Annotated in this window: 16 protein-coding genes; 9 read left to right on the top strand and 7 right to left on the bottom strand. The window is 66.3% G+C overall.

Translation table 11 applies throughout. The features are described from left to right. Positions 1 to 53: 53 nt before the first annotated feature. On the bottom strand, positions 54 to 944 hold the full coding sequence (locus H928_RS0113515; RefSeq protein WP_021026990.1) for a hypothetical protein: 891 nt from the start codon (positions 942 to 944) through the stop codon (positions 54 to 56). A gap of 106 nt (positions 945 to 1,050) precedes the next feature. Between H928_RS0113515 and H928_RS0113510 the strand changes: the two genes are divergently transcribed. The 6 genes from H928_RS0113510 (at position 1,051) to H928_RS0113485 (ending at position 6,677) form a co-directional block, all read left to right on the top strand. Beyond that, positions 1,051 to 1,596: a DUF4256 domain-containing protein gene (locus tag H928_RS0113510; RefSeq protein ID WP_021026989.1), complete on the top strand. Its 546-nt coding sequence runs from the start codon at positions 1,051 to 1,053 to the stop codon at positions 1,594 to 1,596. A gap of 136 nt (positions 1,597 to 1,732) precedes the next feature. After that, positions 1,733 to 2,692, top strand: a complete 960-nt coding sequence (locus H928_RS0113505) for a sulfurtransferase (RefSeq protein WP_021026988.1) — start codon at positions 1,733 to 1,735, stop codon at positions 2,690 to 2,692. An 83-nt stretch (positions 2,693 to 2,775) separates the two neighbouring features. Next, the gene (locus H928_RS0113500) at positions 2,776 to 3,873 is read left to right on the top strand and encodes a YeeE/YedE thiosulfate transporter family protein (RefSeq protein ID WP_021026987.1); all 1,098 of its coding nucleotides are present in this window, start codon (positions 2,776 to 2,778) and stop codon (positions 3,871 to 3,873) included. 16 nt (positions 3,874 to 3,889) lie between these two features. Next, positions 3,890 to 4,054, top strand: coding sequence for a hypothetical protein (locus H928_RS32745; protein WP_021026986.1), 165 nt, complete (start codon positions 3,890 to 3,892; stop codon positions 4,052 to 4,054). A 101-nt stretch (positions 4,055 to 4,155) separates the two neighbouring features. After that, positions 4,156 to 5,199 carry a transporter gene (locus H928_RS0113490; RefSeq protein ID WP_021026985.1) on the top strand — a complete coding sequence of 348 codons (1,044 nt, stop codon included), beginning with the start codon at positions 4,156 to 4,158 and terminating at the stop codon, positions 5,197 to 5,199. A 230-nt stretch (positions 5,200 to 5,429) separates the two neighbouring features. Continuing rightward, positions 5,430 to 6,677: a putative Na+/H+ antiporter gene (locus H928_RS0113485; protein WP_021026984.1), complete on the top strand. Its 1,248-nt coding sequence runs from the start codon at positions 5,430 to 5,432 to the stop codon at positions 6,675 to 6,677. Between the two features lie 11 nt (positions 6,678 to 6,688). Here the strand turns inward: H928_RS0113485 and H928_RS0113480 are convergent, their stop codons facing one another. The 4 genes from H928_RS0113480 to H928_RS0113465 all read right to left on the bottom strand — a co-directional run bounded on the left by H928_RS0113480 (position 6,689) and on the right by H928_RS0113465 (position 11,039). Further along, complete coding sequence (locus H928_RS0113480) at positions 6,689 to 7,630, bottom strand: DedA family protein/thiosulfate sulfurtransferase GlpE (RefSeq protein WP_021026983.1); 942 nt, start codon at positions 7,628 to 7,630, stop codon at positions 6,689 to 6,691. Positions 7,631 to 7,822: 192 nt separating this feature from the next. After that, positions 7,823 to 9,337, bottom strand: a complete 1,515-nt coding sequence (locus tag H928_RS0113475) for a tripartite tricarboxylate transporter permease (protein ID WP_021026982.1) — start codon at positions 9,335 to 9,337, stop codon at positions 7,823 to 7,825. After that, entirely contained in the window at positions 9,337 to 9,921 is a 585-nt protein-coding gene (locus tag H928_RS0113470; RefSeq protein WP_021026981.1) for a tripartite tricarboxylate transporter TctB family protein, read from the bottom strand. Before H928_RS0113470 ends, H928_RS0113475 begins: the two co-directional genes overlap by 1 nt. Positions 9,922 to 10,079: 158 nt before the next feature. After that, a complete protein-coding gene (locus H928_RS0113465; protein ID WP_021026980.1) occupies positions 10,080 to 11,039 on the bottom strand; it encodes a tripartite tricarboxylate transporter substrate binding protein in 960 nt (319 codons plus the stop codon). Between the two features lie 134 nt (positions 11,040 to 11,173). On the opposite strand from H928_RS0113465, the gene H928_RS0113460 reads away from it, so the two are divergent. The 3 genes from H928_RS0113460 to H928_RS0113450 are packed head-to-tail and all read left to right on the top strand — an operon-like array spanning position 11,174 to position 13,743. Next, positions 11,174 to 11,872: a response regulator transcription factor gene (locus H928_RS0113460; protein WP_021026979.1), complete on the top strand. Its 699-nt coding sequence runs from the start codon at positions 11,174 to 11,176 to the stop codon at positions 11,870 to 11,872. After that, positions 11,862 to 13,331, top strand: a complete 1,470-nt coding sequence (locus H928_RS27705; protein ID WP_021026978.1) for a sensor histidine kinase — start codon at positions 11,862 to 11,864, stop codon at positions 13,329 to 13,331. The genes H928_RS0113460 and H928_RS27705 overlap by 11 nt, the downstream gene beginning before the upstream one ends. After that, on the top strand, positions 13,318 to 13,743 hold the full coding sequence (locus H928_RS0113450; protein WP_027010921.1) for an RNA-binding S4 domain-containing protein: 426 nt from the start codon (positions 13,318 to 13,320) through the stop codon (positions 13,741 to 13,743). Before H928_RS27705 ends, H928_RS0113450 begins: the two co-directional genes overlap by 14 nt. Positions 13,744 to 13,787: 44 nt before the next feature. Here H928_RS0113450 and H928_RS0113445 read toward each other — a convergent pair whose 3' ends face one another. Both H928_RS0113445 and H928_RS27700 read right to left on the bottom strand, forming a co-directional pair. Then, positions 13,788 to 14,216 (bottom strand): type IV pilin protein, encoded by a 429-nt coding sequence (locus H928_RS0113445; protein ID WP_021026976.1) that lies wholly within the window; start codon positions 14,214 to 14,216, stop codon positions 13,788 to 13,790. A gap of 11 nt (positions 14,217 to 14,227) precedes the next feature. Beyond that, on the bottom strand, positions 14,228 to 17,276 hold a 3,049-nt coding region (locus H928_RS27700), incomplete at its 5' end, for a pilus assembly protein (protein WP_043340088.1).

The following is a 17,276-nucleotide window of genomic DNA, read 5'->3' as shown; positions in this document are numbered from 1 at the left end:
GGCTGCTGCCCAAAGCGGTCAAGCGCCCCCCGCTGGATTGACGGCTAAGCCGTTCAGGCTTCGTCGGGAACGGGCAGGTCCTGCGACGAGGCTGCCGCCAGCTGCAGGCGCAGCTGGGCGTTTTCCAGCTCCAGCGCCTGCACGCGGGCGCGCAAGTCGCTGATCTGCTGCTGGGCCTTGTCCAGCGCCGCATCCACCGCCTCGGCGCCATGCGCGGCCGAGGGGGCGCTGGCGGGTTCTTCGGCCTCTGGGGCCTCTTCCTTGGGTTTGCGCTTGGCCTCGCGCACCTGCTTGACCACCTGCTTCAAGCCATCCTTGCCGCCCTGGGCAGCGGCCTGCTGCGCTTCATGCGGCAGGGTCGCGACCACAGCGGCGGCATTGATGGAGATATCGCCGGCCTTCAAGGCCTCGACCAGCGCAGGTGCAGCGCTTTTCTGGATTTTCTCGATCTGCGCGACCTGGCTGCTCGACAAGCGGGCCGCCTTGGCAATCGCCTCGCGCGTCGCTACCTTTTCCAACTCGGCCGCATCGACCGGCGAGAAAGCCTCGTCGGCATTGCTGACCGCTGGCGCCTCGCCTTCGGCCGGCTGCGCGGGCACCGGGTGGGCCTTCTCCAGCTTGCGGTGCTCCAGAATCTCGCGCTTGCGCAGCGCCAGCACGCCGCGCTGAAAATCCGAGACGCTGCGGCGCCCCAGGTGCTGGTCGATCATCCACAGGTAGACATCCTGCATCGACTGGAACTGGGTGTTTTGCACCGTGTTGAAAGGCAGGCCATGCTTTTGGCAGATGCCGTAGCGGTTGTGGCCATCGACCAGTACATTGCCCCAGAGCACCAGCGCATCGCGGCAGCCTTCGGCCAGGATGCTGCGCTCCAACGAGGCATGCTCGTCCGGGGTCAGTGGGTCGATGTAGGCCTTGAGTTCTTCGTTGACAACAATATCCATAATGCAGAGCGGCGGCAGGGTGCCGCCGCTGGTAATCCTTAAAAAAGCTTGCGCCGATTGTAGAAGTGCGCAAAAGTGGCAGCCGCTTGACAAGGATTTGACAGCCATGAACAAGACCGAACTGCAGGCATTGATCGCCGTGCTGCAAGTGCGCTTTGAAGCCCATATGCCGCGCCACCCCGAGCTGGACTGGGCTCTGGTGCTAAAGCGCCTGGACAAGAACACAGCCGCCCACAAGGCGCTGGCCCAGATGGAGGCCACCGGCGGCGAGCCCGATGTGATCTTGCAGGACAGCGCAAGCGGCCAGCTGCTGTTTGCCGATTGCGCTGCCGAAAGCCCCACGGGGCGCCGCAGCCTCTGCTTTGACGAAGAGGCGCTGGCCGCGCGCAAGGAAAACAAGCCCGCAGGCAGTGCGCAGGGCATGGCCGATGCGATGGGTGTGCAGTTGCTGGACGAGGTGCAGTACCGCCATCTGCAGACCCTGGGCGCTTTTGACAGCAAGACCTCCAGCTGGCTGGCCACGCCCGACGAGATGCGGCGCCTGGGCGGCGCGCTGTTTGGCGACCGGCGCTATGGGCGCGTGTTCACGTACCACAATGGCGTGCAGTCCTATTATGCAGCGCGCGGCTTTCGCGCCGGCCTCTGGGTATAGAAATCCTCTCTCGGCATTCCATATTCCCTGGGGGCATATAACCTTACCGCGATATATTCAATCCGCGCATAGCGTGCTTGCGGACTGCAATCGCGGGACAATGGAGCCCATTGATTTGCCTCTACACGCTATTGCCATGACAACCTTTCGCCAGCTGACTGTGGCCAGCGCCCTGTTTGCCAGCAGTTGGCTCACGGCAGCCCATGCCGCCCAGCCCCTTTTGAGCCCGGCCGAACTGGCCAGCGCCCAGCAAAGCGCGGCCGCGCCCGTCGTTCTCGATATCCGCGAGCCCAAGCTTTATGCCGAAGGCCATATTCCCGGCGCGCTCAATGCGCCCTATGGCAAGTGGCGCGGCCCGGCCACCAATCCCGGTGAGCTGCCCGATCTGCCCAAGCTCACGGCCTTGGTGCAGTCGCTGGGCCTGACCCCGGCCACGCATGCCGTCGTGGTATCGACCGGCGCCGATGCCACCGATTTTGGCGCGATGGCGCGTGTCTACTGGAGCCTGAAGGTGCTGGGCTTGAAGGACCTGTCCATCGTCAACGGTGGCATGAAGACCTGGGTGGCCGAGGGCCAACCCGTCAGCACCCAGGCGCCCCAGGTGCAGGCCAGCAGCTACCAGCCCGTGCTGGACGAGAGCCTGATCGCCACACGCGACCAGGTGCGCTCCCATGTCGACCTGAGCAATGCCGCGCTGGTCGATTCCCGCCCCGATGCGTTCTACCAAGGCAAGACCCGCGCGCCAGCGGCCAAGCTCTCGGGCACCCTGCCCGGCGCGCAGCAGCTCGATTTCAACCAGTGGTTTGTCAAGGGCACGGCCCAGTTTGTCGACCCGGCCACCGCCCGGCAGATCGCCCAGAAGGTCAGCCGCAAGGACGGCCAGGACACCGTCGCCTTCTGCAATACCGGCCACTGGGCCGCCACCGACTGGTTTGGCCTGAGCGAGATGGCCGGCCTGCCCAATGTCAAGCTGTATGCCGGCTCGATGGTGGACTGGACCCAGCAGCCCGATGCCCCGGCGATGGAAAACCAGCCCGGCCGCGCCGAATCGCTGGCCTATGACGCCAAGCAATGGTGGCAGCGCAAGTTCAAGTAAGCCGGATCCGGTTCTTTGGCTGCCAGCACTTCTGCAGAAGCGCTGGCAGCTTTTTGTTGTATTGACTCTCAACGGTGATCGTGATGAAACGACTTCCCCTGTCGATCCTGATGGCGGCCTTTTTCGGCTGGCTGCTGTGGTCGGTATCGCTGCGCCAGGCGGCGCTGTTCCTGGTCGGTATCGGCCTGGGCGCCATCCTGGCCGGCCAGCGCTTTGGCTTTACCACCGGCTGGCGCATGCTGGTCGAGGACAAGGACCCGCGCGGCGTGTTTGGCCAGTTGCTGCTGCTGGCACTGGCCGCCGCGATGGCCATGCCGCTGCTGGGCCACTACCCGGAGCTGACGGCCGCCCTGGGCCCACCCAGCATCAGCCTGCTGGTGGGGGCCTTTGTCTTTGGCCTGTGCATGCAGATTGCTGATGGCTGCGGCAGCGGCACCTTGTACAAGGCGGGCATGGGCATCCCGATGAACACGGCCATCCTGCCGATGTTTGCAATTGGCAGCTTCTTAGGGTCGCTGCACCTGGGCTGGTGGCTGGACCTGGGCCGCATGCCGGCAGTCGGACTGGTCAGCACCTGGGGCTGGCTGCCGGCGCTGCTCGCCACCTTGGCGGCGCTGGCCGTGATCGGCTTTGCGGTCCAGGCCTATTGCGCCAAGGCCCATGCCGCGCAGCAGCGCAGCATGCCCGGCCTGTGGCAGCGCAAGTGGGTGATGGGCGCCATTGGCCTGGCCATCTTCGCGACCCTGAACCTGGTGATTGCCGGCCAGCCCTGGGGCGTCGTTTATGGCTTTGGCCTCTGGGCCGCCAAGGTCGCCAATGGCACCGGCATGGTGGACCTGGCAGGCAACTGGTTCTGGAGCCAGCCGGGCAATGCCCAGCGCCTGCACGAGACCGTGCTGCTGGACATCACCAGCATCACCAACATCGGCATTCTGGCCGGTGCGCTGTGGATTGCGGCGGGCAAGCCGGCTGCCGCCAAGGCGCTGACCGGCACGCAGTGGCTGGTGGCCCTGGTCGCTGGCCTGGTGCTGGGCTACAGCTCGCGCCTGGCCTTTGGCTGCAATGTGGGCGCGATGCTGTCTGGCATCAGCACCGGCAGCATCCATGGCTGGATCTGGGTGCCGCTGGCCTTTGTCGGCACGATCTTCGGGCTGCGCATTCGCCGCCATTTTGGTTTTTAAGCGCGAGGAGCCGCATATGAACACCACCCTTTTGCGCAGCAGCTTCTGGCTGCTGCTGGTCGCCTTCATCGCCTGGGATTACGTCCACAGCCAGCCGGTGGACCTCCGCTACGAGGCACCGCTGATCGCCGCAGGCTCGGGCCAGCATGCCAGCGGCGGCCACTGCTCGATGCCCGACTGAGCACGCCAGCGCGCGTCATGGCTTTGTCATGAAACAGTCACGGTAGCTGCCAAAAATACGGGGTTTGGCGCGGGGCATCCGCCCGTCCCCGGAGTGCTATCTTGACTGAACCCCTGCCGCGCGCGCCTGATACGGCCCCGCTGGTCTCCCCCCATGACAACAGCGGCCTGATCTGGGGCTATGCCTTTGACGGCAACGGCCCCGCCACGGCGCTGAACGCCGAGCAAGCGCAGGCCTGGCTGGCCGCACCGCCCAGCAGCACCGGCTTTGTCTGGCTGCATTTCAACCTCTCCCATGCCCACTGCCTGCGCTGGCTGCAGCAGTATGCGGCCCTCGATGAGCAGTACTTCGAGGCGCTGCGCGATGGCCTGGCCTCGACCCGCATCGAGCGCATGGATGACGCGCTGCTCGCCGTCATCAACGACATCGATTTCGACTTCCAGTTCGAGTCCAGCGATATCCACACGATGTGGATCCAGGCCTCGCCCCAGTGGGTGATATCGGCCCGCGCCCACCCGCTGCGTTCGGTCGATGCGCTGCGCCAGCAGATTCGCCAGGGCGACACGCCCGGCTCCAGCCCGCAACTGCTCGAGCGCCTGCTGCGCGCCCAGGCCGATGTGCTGGTGCGCATCGTGCGCGATGTGACCCACCGCGTCGACCAGATCGAGGACACCATGCTGGGCGGGCGCACGCGCATGCAGCCGCGCCAGCTGGGCGCGCTGCGCCGCCTGCTGGTGCGCTTGAAGCGCCTGCTCGCGCCCGAGCCCTCGGCCATGTTCCGCCTGCTGCAGATGCCCCCGCAGTGGATGCTGGACGAGGACCTGCATGCGCTGCGTGCGGCCAGCGAAGAGTTCTCCGTTTTTCTGCGCGACATGCAGTCGCTCGAAGAGCGCATCAAGCTCTTGCAGGAAGAGATTGCCGCCGGCATCAACGAAGACACCAACCGCTCGCTCTACACCTTGACGATGATCACCGTGCTGGCCCTGCCGGTGAACATGATGGCCGGTCTGTTCGGCATGAATGTGGGCGGCATACCGCTCAGCCAAGACCCGCTGGGCTTTTGGCTGCTGGTGGGGGTCATCGTGCTGTTCTCGCTGATCGCGGCCTGGTGGCTGCGCAGCAAGCGCCGCAACCCGCCGGCCTGAGAACCTGCTGAGCGCCTGCAAAAAGACATTAACAACCGATCACTGATTATTTTTTTGTAAAATGGAAGGCTTGGGTGTCGTCACATAGGGTGTAGCGGCAGGTTGTGAGCGAAGGTCGGGCCGCCTCGCTGGAACCCTGTTGCCTGCACCGTTTGGCCTGCGGGGCGCTGACACCCCCGTGCGCGCCCAACGGCCTGCAAACGGCTGCATGCTTCGCACCGGAGCACACCATGTTTGCCATTGAGCACCTGGCGGCTGGCATTTTTGCCATCGCGCTGGCCCATACCTTTCTTGCCAAGCAGTTCGAGCGCCTGTCGCACCGCTACCCGCGCCATGCCGGCGTTTTCCATCTGCTGGGCGAGGTCGAGATTGTCTTTGGCTTCTGGGCCATGGTGCTGATCGGCGTCATGGCCTTGGCCAGCGGGCCGGCCCAGGCGGTGGACTACGCCGAGTCGCGCAACTACACCGAGCCCCTCTTCGTCTTTGTTGTCATGGTCATGGCCGCGTCCCGCCCCATCGTGATGACGGTGCAGCGCACGCTGGCGGCTGTGGCCAGCGCCACGCCGCTGCCGACGGCCCTGAGCCTGGCCTGGCTGGGCCTGGCTGCCGTGCCGCTGATGGGCTCGCTGATCACCGAGCCGGCCGCGATGACCATTGCCGCACTGACCCTGGCGCCGCTGGTCTTCACCCCGCGCATGCCCACCCGCCTCAAGTACCTGGCGCTGGGCGTGCTCTTCGTCAATATCTCGATTGGCGGCACGCTCACCTCTTATGCGGCGCCGCCGGTGCTGATGGTGGCCGCTACCTGGGGCTGGGACAGCGCCTTTATGCTGAGCCAGTTTGGCTGGAAAGCGGTGATTGCCGTGCTGGTCAACGCCAGCATCGCCACCTGGTGCATGCGCGGCCATCTGGCGACAGCACCGCAAAGCGAGGATGCGCAAGCGACCATGCCGCTGGGGGTGGTGGCCGTGCATGCGGCCTTGCTGGCAGCGGTGGTCGTGCTGGCCCACCACCCGGTGCTGTTCCTCGGCGTATTTCTGCTGTTTCTCGGCTACACCCATGCCTATGCCCGGTACCAGAGCCCGCTGATCCTCAAGGAAGCGCTGCTGGTGGGCTTTTTCCTGGCGGGCCTGGTGGTGCTGGGCGGCCTGCAAAGCTGGTGGCTGCAGCCGCTGGTGGCCAGCATGGCGCCGCTCGCGCTGTTCTTTGGTGCACTGGGGCTGACCGCCATCACCGACAACGCCGCCCTCACCTACCTGGGCTCGCAGATCGAAGGCATGAGCGATGCGGCCAAGTACATGCTGATGGCCGGTGCCGTCGCCGGTGGCGGCCTGACGGTGATTGCCAATGCGCCCAACCCTGCCGGTGTGGCGCTGCTCAAGCACGGTTTCAGCAACGCGACCATCAGCATTGGCGGCCTGCTGCTGGGCGCCTTGCTGCCGACGGCCATTGCGGCGCTGGCCTTCCTCTGCTTATAAAGCTCGGCTTATCAAGCCGGGGCAGAGCTCTTGCCATGCACCTGGTAGCCCGCATCGATCCAGGCATCGATGCCGCCCAGCAGCGGCCGCACCCGCTGGATGCCGGCGCGGCGCAGCAGCTGGGCAATGCGGGCCGCCGATACCTCATTGGGGCAGGCGCAGTAGACGATCACCGAGGCCTCGGGATCGATGGCTGGCAGCCGCGCGCCCTTGGCATGCGGATCATAGGAATGCGCGCCGGGGATATGCGATGCCTCAAAGGCCGTGCCGGCACGCACATCGAGGATGACGGGCAGATCGCTGCCGCCCAGCAGGTCATTGAGTTCGTCGACGGTGAGCCGCTCCATGCGCAGCGAGCGGATCACCTGGCGCCGGCTCCACCAGCGGCGCGCGATGAAAATGGCAAACGCCAGCCCCAGCAGCAGCAAGCCCCACTGGCCCAGTTGCGCGAGCACCGCCAGCAGGTCCTCGACCGTGGAGCTGAACAGCCCCCCCAGCAGCACCGCCGAGCCCACCCACAGCAGCGCGCCCAGGCCATCGAACAGCACAAAACGGGCGGGCGTCGTGCCCACGGCCCCTGCCAGCGCACTGGCAATCGACGCAAAGCCGGGCACAAACTTAGCAATCAGCAGCGACTTGGCGCCCCAGCGGCCATAGAGCGACTCGGTGTTCTGCACGCAGGAATCGGGCGAGAGCGAGACCTTGCACACCCTGGCGAGCACACGCCGGCCATAGCGCCGCCCCATGGCATACCAGACGCCATCGGCAATCAGCGCCGCCAGCACGGCCACCGCAATCAGCAGCAGCTGCTGCGCCAGCGAATGGCCATGGATGGCGCCGGTCACCATCAGCACTGGATAGGCAGGGATGGGCGCGCCGAATTGCTCGATCAGCACATTGAGAAAGACGATACCAATACCGTATTCGCGCACCAGGGCGACAATCAGATCCATGGAAACAAGCCATTCATCGCTGCCGGGGCAGCGCCAGTTTTTGATCTGTCGATACTAGGCCATGGGCAGGCGGCTGCCTAGCCCGCAAATGGGCAATACAGTGTTGCAGCTTTAGAACGCTAGCGCCGCGAACACCATAAAAAAGGCACCCCGCAGGGTGCCAAGAGAAGGATGCTTTGCCAGGTCTGGGCATCAAGCCGCTGCGGCCTGCAGCGCCTTTTTGTTGCCCATCCACTTCAGAACCCGGGGGACAATCAGCACCGCCAGCACGATGATGATCAGGGTCAGCGACATGGGGCGCTGCAGGAAGATGGTCCAACTGCCCTCGCCAATGGCGACGGCGTTGCGCATCTGCGCCTCGGCCAACGGGCCCAGGATCATGCCGACGACCACCGGTGCGGTGGGGAAGTCAAAGCGCCGCATCACCACACCCAGCACGCCAATGCCCAAGAGCAGGAACAGGTCAAAGGTGCTCTGGCGCATGCCATAGGCGCCGACGGTGGCGAAAATCAGGATACCGGCATAGAGTTGCGGCTTGGGGATCTTCAGCAGCTTGACCCACATGCCCACCATCGGCAGGTTCAGCACCAGCAGCATCACATTGCCGATGTAGAGCGAGGCAATCAGCGCCCACACCAGCGTGGCCGAGCTGGTAAAGAGCTGGGGGCCGGGGTTGATGCCATAGTTCTGGAATGCGCCCAGCAGCACAGCCGTGGTGTTGCTGGTCGGAATGCCCAGGGTCAGCAGCGGAATCAGCGCCGCCGTCACCGTGGCGTTGTTGGCGGCTTCTGGGCCGGCCACGCCTTCGATGGCGCCACTCGTGCCGAACTCGGCCTTGTCATCGCCCTTGGCCAGCTTTTTCTCGGCCGCATAGCTCAGAAAGGTCGGGATCTCGGTGCCGCCCGCAGGGATGCAGCCAAAGGGCGTACCGATGACCGTGCCACGGATCCAGGCGGGCACCGAGCGCTTCCAGTCGCGGCGCGTCATGTGCACACGGCCCATGGTGTTTTGCGTATCGCGGGTCTTGGCTTCGTAGAGCGCAAAGTACAGCACCTCGGCCACGGCGAACAGGCCGACGGCCACCAGCACGATGTCGATGCCGTCGAGCAGCTCGGGCTTGCCCATGGTGTAGCGCGCAGCACCGGTGATCTGGTCCATGCCGATGCAGCCGATGGCCAGGCCCAGGAACAAGGCGGTCAAGCCGCGCAGGCTGCTCTTGCCCAGCACCGCGCTCACGGTGGTGAAGGCCAGCACCATCAGCATGAAGTACTCGGGCGGGCCCAGGCGCACGGCAAACTCGGCCACGGTGGGCGCAAACAGGGTCACGACCACGGTCGCAATCGTGCCGGCCACAAAGGAGCCGATGGCCGAGGTCGCCAGCGCCGCACCAGCGCGCCCGCTCTTGGCCATCTTGTTGCCCTCCATCGCCGTCACCATGCTCGCCGTCTCACCCGGGGTGTTGAGCAGGATCGAGGTGGTCGAGCCGCCATACATGGCGCCGTAGTAGATACCGGCAAAGAAGATCATCGAGGCGGTCACCTCGACCTTGGCGGTGATCGGCAGCAGCATGGCCACCGCCACGGCAGGGCCAATGCCCGGCAGCACACCCACGGCCGTGCCCAGGGCGCAGCCCACCAGCGCCCAGAGCAGGTTCACCGGCGTGGCCGCCGTCATGAAGCCTTGAATCAGTGCATTGAAAATTTCCATCACAGCCACCCTGTCTCGGTCAGTCCAGGCAGGTTGATTGCCAGGAATTGGGTAAAGGCCCAGAACACGGGCGCAGAAATCAGCAGACCCGTCACCAGGTCCTTGCCCATGGTCTTGAACGAGCCCGCCTGCGTTTGGCCGGTGGCGCGGCGCAGGCCTTGCGTGGCCAGCACATAGCACAGGCTGCAGCTGAGGATGAAGCCCAAGGTGGTGATCAGCGCCGCGCTGCTCAGCAGCCCTGCGCACACCCAGGTGAGCGCACCCCAGTCACCATGCTGGGCGCCATCGGGCGCGTCGAGGTGGTGGTAGCCGCCGGTCAGCGCCTCCCAGCACAGCCAGATGCCGCACAGGCCCAGCACGCTGGCTGACAGCCAGGGCAGAAAATCCGGCCCCACGCCGCTGTAGCCCGCCTGCGAGGGGATGTGCAATGCCCCCCAGGACAGCAGGCCGGCGATCACCAAGACCGCTATGCCGACCAGCAGCTGCGAGGTGGTGCGCGGTGTGTGCGCATGCTCGAAAGCCTCCGGCGCAGGCGCGGCGGCGCCGTTGGCGGCCGGCCCCGAAGAATCTGCGGTGTTGCTCATGTCGAAACTCCTGAAAAGATGACGGCGCCTCCCCCTCGCCACCCATCAGGCGGCAACAGCCCAGCCGGGCACCGGGCCAGGCCGGTGCCTCCATCAGCTGAACGGGGGGGGGAGCGCAATGCGCGGGGCATGGCCGCCCAGGGCCATGCGTGCTGCACTTAGACCATGCCTGCGCGGGTCATGGTGTCCTTGAGATTGGCGAACTCGGCCGTGACGAACTGGCTGAAGGCGTCGCCTGCCAGCCATGCCGAGGTCCAGTCATTCTTCTTCATCGACTCAGCCCAGCTGGCGCTCTTGGTGGCCTTTTCCAGCATCGCGATCAGCTGCGCGCGCTGGTCGGCCGAGATGCCGGGCGCGCCATAGACGCCGCGCCAGTTGCCGATTTCCACATCGATGCCCTGCTCCTTGAGCGTGGGCACGGTCGAGCCTTCGAGGCGCTGGGCCGAGGTGACCGCGATCGGGCGCATCTTGCCGGTGGCGATGTACTCGGCAAATTCGCTAAAGCCGCTACCGCCGACGGTGACATTGCCACCCAGCACCGCAGCAATCGCCTCGCCGCCGCCCCGGAAGGCGACATAGTTGATCTTGGCTGGATCAACACCCACGGCGCGGGCAATCATTGCCGCAGCAATGTGCTCGGTGGAGCCTCGCGAGCCGCCGCCCCATTTGATCGAGCCAGGATCCTTCTTGAGCTGGGCGACCACTTCGGCCATGCTCTTGTAAGGCGAGTTGGCAGGCAGCACAAAGACGTTGTATTCGCTGGTCAGGCGCGCCAGCGGCGTGGCCTGGTTCAGGTCCACCGGCGGCTTGCCGGTGATGATGCCGCCCAGCATGACCGCGCCCATGACCATCATCGCGTTGGGATCGCCCTTGCTGCCGTTGACGAACTGCGCCAGGCCGATGGCACCCGCCGCGCCGCCCTTGTTGTCATAGGTCACGGAGCCAGCTACGCCGGCATCCTGCAGCGCCTTGCCCAGCGCGCGGCCTGTCGTGTCCCAGCCGCCGCCGGGGTTGGCGGGCAGCAGCATTTTGACGTTGGTGGCTGCCTGGGCAACCATCGGCAGGCCGCCGGCAGCGGCCATGGCCAGCAAAGATTTGAGGAACGCATCACGGCGCATGCTTGTCTCCTGATCGTGTTGTTAGTGCCTGAATCATCGCTGCGCTAGCTGTCAAATGGCTGTCAGCCAGGCTGTTCAGAGCTAGGGAAAACACCGAGCCCGGAGGCGCTGGGGAATTGGTGCACACTCCCGCCATGCACCTCTTGCTGATCGAAGACGACCCCACCATGCAGACCACCTTGCAGCGCACCTTGCGCCGGCGGGGCATGGAGGTCACGCCCATCACCGATGGCGGTGCAGCGCTGCCGGCCTGGCGCAAGCTCGAGCCCGATGTGGTGGTGCTGGACCTGAGCCTGCCGACAATGGACGGGCTGGAGATCATCGCCCAGGCGCGCAGCGAAGGCCTGGCCGCCCCGACCTTGATCCTGACCGCACGCGGCACCGTCGGCGACCGCATTCTGGGCCTGAACTCGGGCGCCGATGACTACCTGGCCAAGCCCTTTGACCTGGACGAGCTCGAAGCGCGCATCCGCGCGCTGGTGCGCCGCGCGCAGCCGCTGGTGGCCGAGCCCGCTGCACCGGCTGCGCAGCCCCCCGGCATGGCACTGCGCTATGACAAGGCTTCCGAATCGTTTTACTGGCGCGGCGCGCTGTTTGAGCTGACACCACGCGAGGTGGCTTTTTTGCGCGTGCTGAGCCAGCCCATGGGCCAGGCCGTGACCAAGGAGCGCTTGTTCAGCGCCGTCTTTGCCGGCGAGAGCGATGTGCAGCTCGAAGCGGTGGAAGTGGTGGCCTACCGCTTGCGCAAAAAGCTCGCGCCCACGCATATGCAGCTGATGACATTGCGCGGCCTGGGCTACCTGCTCAAGCCCGGTGCCGCCGATGGCGCCTGACAGCAGCAAGGCCAGCGGCCGATCCCAGGCGCCGCGCATACGCTCGCTGCGCCGCAACCTGCTACTGGGCATCTTGCTTCCCGTGGTGGTCTTCATCATCTACAACACCAGCAGCCTCTACCGCCAGTCGCTGCAGGCCATCAACACCGCTTACGACCGCAGCCTGCTCGCCTCGGCCAAGGTGATTGGTGAGCAGCTGACGGTGTCCGGTTATGACGACCTGGCGATTGTCGATTCGGCCGTGCCCTATTCGGCGCTGGAGGCCTTTGAGGCGGACAACCAGTCGCGGCTGTTCTACCGCGTCTCCAACATGAGCGGCGAGCTCATCGGCGGCTTTGCCGAGCTGCCCATCTGGCGCGGCCGCATTGCCCAGCAGCCGCCCTATGCCGCGCTGGTCGATTTCTACAATGCCGAGTTCCGGGGCATGCCCGTGCGCATGGCCGCCTTGCTGCAGCCGGTGGCCAGCGCCACCGGCCGGGGCATGGCCCTGATCCAGGTGGCAGAAACGCTGGAGATCCGCGAATCGCTGGCGCGCGACATTCTCTGGGGCACGCTGGTGCAGCAGGCCTTGCTGTTTGGCTGCATTGCCGCCGTGGTGGTCGCCGTGGTGCGGCGCGCCACCTTGCCGATTCTGCAGCTGAGCGACCAGCTCAATGCGCGCAGCGACCATGCCTTGCAGCCCCTCAAGACCCCGGCGGCGACGCCATCAGAAGTGCTGCCGCTGGTCGATGCGACCAACCGCGTGATGGCGCGGCTGTCGCACCTGGTGCAGCACCAAAAGCGCTTTGTGCGCGATGCCTCGCACCAGCTGCGCACACCGCTGGCGGTGCTCAAGGTACAGGTGCAGTCTGCCCAACGCGGCGATGTGGAGCCCGAGCAGGCGCTGCGGGAGATTGCCGCCACGGTGGACCGCGCCACCTTGCTGGCCAACCAGATGCTGTCGCTCGCCAAGGTCGAGCAGCTGCACCAGTCCGAGCACCCCCAGACCGCCCACCTGACGGCCATCGTGCGCGACATGGTGATCGAGCTCTCGCCTTTGCTGGCCGACAAGAACCTGCAGTTCGAGCTGCAAAGCGACGAGGTGCTGCTGGCCGCCCACCCCTGGATGCTGCGCGAGCTGGTGCGCAACCTTTTGCACAATGCGATCCAGCATTCGCCGCCCGACGCACCGCTGCTGCTGCAGCTGACGCAACAAGGCCCGGCGGCCACCTTGCGCATCAGCGACTGGGGCCCGGGCGTCAGCGCCGAGATGCAGGCGCGCCTGACCGAGCCCTTTGTCACTGGCAACCTGCGCGACGGCTCAGGCCTGGGCCTGGCGATCTGCCACTCCATCGTGACGGCACTGGGCGCGCGCCTGTCACTGCACAACCGCCTGCACCAGGGGCTTGTCCAAGGTTTCGATGCTGTAGTAGAGTTCAAACCGAATGTCCAACCACCTGCCGAAGATGGCCCACACTGAGACCGACCAGACTCCCACCATGCGCATCGACAAATGGCTGTGGTGCGCCCGCTTCTACAAGACCCGCGCCATTGCCGTCGAGGCCATCCACAAGGGCCATGTGAAGGTCAATGGCACGGTCGCCAAACCCTCCAAGGAAGTGCGCGCGCAGGACACCATCGAGCTGCTGCAGGCGCAGACACCGCGCACCGTTGCCGTGCTCGGCATGGCGGCCACCCGCGGCCCCGCCCCGGTGGCCCAGCAGATGTACGAGGAAACGGCCGACAGCATCCGCCAGCGCGAAGTGCTGAGCGAGCAGCGCCGCCTGGCGCCCGAGCCTGCCAACAGCCTGCAGGCCGGCCGCCCCACCAAGAAAGACCGCCGCGACATGCAGGAGCTGCGCAGCTGGAACGACCGCTGGAGCGCGCAATAGGCGCGCTTCGTCGGGCGCATGCGGTGACCTGAGCCGCCAGCAGATCAGCGCCAGCAATCGGCGGTACTGCTGCCCTGCGCCAGCTGCAAATTGCCCTGCCGGCCATCCTGGGTCAGCGTGTAGTTGCCGCAGCGGTCCCGCTGCTGTGGCCCCTGCCGGCGCATTGCCACCAGGGTGTAGCGCGCAGCACTGTTGCCTTCGGCAAAGCCGATGGTGTAGCGCTTGTCGGGCAGGTCCTGCCAGCTAAGCTGGGTGGGCAGCTCCAGCGGATAGACACCATTGGCCGTCGCGGCACGCCCCAGCCACTGCGCGGCCTGAAAAAGCCCCGTGCGGGCCTCCGTGCGGTGGCCCCGGCGCAGGTATTCGCTGTAGCTGGGCCAGGCCACCGCGCTCAGGATGCCGATGATGGCCAGCACCACCATCAGCTCCACCAAGGTCCAACCTGCGCGCGCCGTAAAAAGATGTTTTCGCATGGTTCCCCCTTTCATCGCGCCTGGCGCCAGGTGGGCCGGATCGGCACTTCGGGCAGGTCGCGCAGCGATTCACCATCGATGCGGATGCGCTGCTGGCCCTCGTCATCGCGCACGCGCAGCAGCGCATGCGGGCCCGCGCCCAGCGACATGCGCGAGGCCTGGCCATCGGCCTGCGGATCAAAGAGCCCATCGCCATCGGTATCGAGCAGCTGCAAGCGCGGCCGCAGGCCATCGATGCTATTGAGCAGGCTGAAAAACTGGCGTTGCGCTGTGCCTGGCGCGGGCTCGCAACGCTCATCGCCGGGTTCGCCCTGGGCGCCATGGCTGGCATGCGCCGGCACCTCGCTGATCACCGCCAGCAGGTTGCTGCCGCTGTAAAAGCGCAGGGGCTGCAGCAGGCGCTCGCCTGCCTCGGGCAAATCCAGGAACCAGCCCCGGTGGCGGCTCCAATCGAGCGCATCGGCGCCTTCGCTTTCGTCAGTGCGCCAGAACATGCGGCGGTCGCTGCTGCGCGCCTGCACGGGGCGGGGGCTGATGCGGCGCTGCAGCAGCTGGCTGTGCGCCACCGGCCCGGGCAGATCGGCATCGCTGCCCAGCGCCGACTGGCAATCTGCATCGGCCGCCGAGGCGCAGACCGCCACCCGCTCACCGCGTTCGCCCACGCGCTTGTAGCGGCTGGGATCGAGCACCGCATACAGGCTCTGCACGCTGTCGTCTTGCGGATCCTGGCGGCTGGCATTGCGGCCGGTGCCAAAGGCGACCACCAAGCCACCGACGGGCACCTGACGCTGGCCGCCCGCCTGCTGCAGGCTGCGCAGACGGTCATTGCTGCGCACCAGCGGTGCGGTGCTGATAGGCTGGGGCTTTGTGCGCTGGCCTGGCGTGCTGCGCTGGCCCCCGCGCGCTTGGTACAGCGGCACGCCCATGGTCGACTGGTTGCTGGTGGTGGCCGCCATTGCGCCCCACTGCGCCACACCCCATTCGCGGTCATCGTCTGCGTTGATCAGAAACTTCCAGAGATTGCCCTGGTTGTCGCCGGCATAGACCACATCGGGACGGCCATCGCCATTGATATCCACCAGCCTGGGCGCAGACAGGCCGTTGTCCTCCAGCTGGCTGCAATGGGGCTGGGGCAGCGTTTGCTGCCTGCAGGCCTGCGCCGATGCATTGCCGGTCGCCACCAAGCGCAGCAGCTCACGCCCACCATCGAGGTACTGGATCAACAGCACCGGGCGGCCATGGGCGCTGTTGTAGCCATTGCCCAGCACCAGCGCCCAGCGGCCATTGTTCAGTTGTGCGATCTGCGTTGTACGCTGCGGGTCGATATCGTCGCGGGACGGGCTGGCGGTGATATGGCCGATATCGGCAAAGGCCTCGGCCAGCTGTGTGCAAGCCTGCAGCGCAGCGCCCGTCTCCGCATCGCAGCGAGGCGCAGATTCCGTCGCATGCCAGCTGCGGTCCATCAGCACCCGCTCTGCCGCCTGCGCCTCGGCAAAGGCCGTCTCCGGTTCAGTGACATCGAGCACAAAATAGCCCTTGCCCCCGGCGCCCAGGGTGCCCACCAACAAGCTGCGCCAGCGCGGGCTGCTGGCGCTGCCCAGGTTGGCATCGCCGGCCAGCGGCGAGCCATCGACAAAATAGCGGTGCTGGCCATCGTAGGCCGGGCTGGTCAAGCCCTGCAGGCTGGGGATCACGCCCCGGGGCACATAGGCTATTTTTTCCTCGCCCGTATGGGCCGAGAAGCCGTGCAGCATGCCGTCATTGCCGCCGACATAGAGCATCGGCAGGCGGTTTTGGTGGCGCAGCACAAAGTCCAGATAGCTCGCCTCGTGGTAGCGGGCCGAAGGCTTGCCCAGGTACCAGATTTTCGAGTTCACAATATCGCCTTGGCGCGAATGCCGGTTGCGCAGGCTGCCGCCATGCTGCGCTTCATGGCGGCGCTCGCCTCGCAGGTAGTTAAGGCGCTGCTCACCGCTGGCCTGGCCCTGCGCACCATCGGCAGGGCCTTGCAAGGCCCGCTTGTGCGCCGCGCTCCAATGGCTCTCATCGGCCGCCCAGCGAAAAGGCACGCCGCGCTGCTGCACATCGCCCCAAGTCAGCACCAGGCGCTGCTGCCAGGCGATGGCATCGAGCTTGTCAGCCGTTGTCTGCCCACCCCAGCCTGGCGCCGGCTGCAGGCGGCCATCGCTGCCCATTGCCTGCGCCTGTATGGCGCCGGACCAGGCCCGGCCCGGGTCGTAGCTGGCGCTGAACAGCAAGGCATCCTGCGCAATGGCCTGGCTGGCGCTGGCGGCCCCTGTGCTGGCTGTGGCGGCGCCCAGTGCGCCACCTGCATGCGGGGCCTGTATATCGGCCAGGATACTGCGCAGCGCAGCCGCTACATCTTGGCCATGGGCCGCCGCATAAAAACGGCCCCGGCCATTGAGCGCCGCATGCCACAGATCCAGCGCGCGCACGCCCTCGCCCTGCGCCTGCATATCGGGCCAAACGGCATCCCCTTTGGCCAGCGCTGCAAAGCTGCCGTCATAGCCCAAGGGCAGTTGCTGCGTAGGCGCCAGGATCTGCGGCGCGCCGGGCCAGGTGCTGGCATCCAGGCCAATGCCGACCGTATAGGTCTGCAGATGCGGCCAGCTGGCAGGGTTGTAGCGCGGGTTCCAGTAGCGCTCCAGCACGGCAGGCTGGCCTCCGCCATCGGCAAAACGCTCGCGGAACGGTGCCTGGCGGTAGTCAGCCTCGGGTGCCAGGCTGCCGCTCAGGCCTGCCCGCTGCAAAGGGTCGGCCCAGCTGCGAAACGCCCAGTCGGCCAGGGTGCTCGGCACCGCATCGCTGTAGAGCTGGGTGGCAGCCCTTTGCGCGGCACTGCCGCCGCCGTAGACCTGGCCGTCGGGCAGGGCCTTGGCACGTGTGTGGTCGTCTTGCGCACCGCCGGTAGCGGGACCCGCCCAGCGGCTGCCCGCCAGCACAATGTGGTAGTTGCGGCGGCAGCCCAGGTAGGTATTGCTGGCGCCGGTGGCAGCGCCCGGCTGGCTGGCCCAGGGCCCTTGCGGGCTGAGGGGCCGG

This window comes from Comamonas sp. B-9 (genome assembly GCF_000410635.1).
GTDB lineage: Bacteria > Pseudomonadota > Gammaproteobacteria > Burkholderiales > Burkholderiaceae_C > Comamonas.
This window is presented reverse-complemented; position numbering and strand designations above follow the sequence as displayed.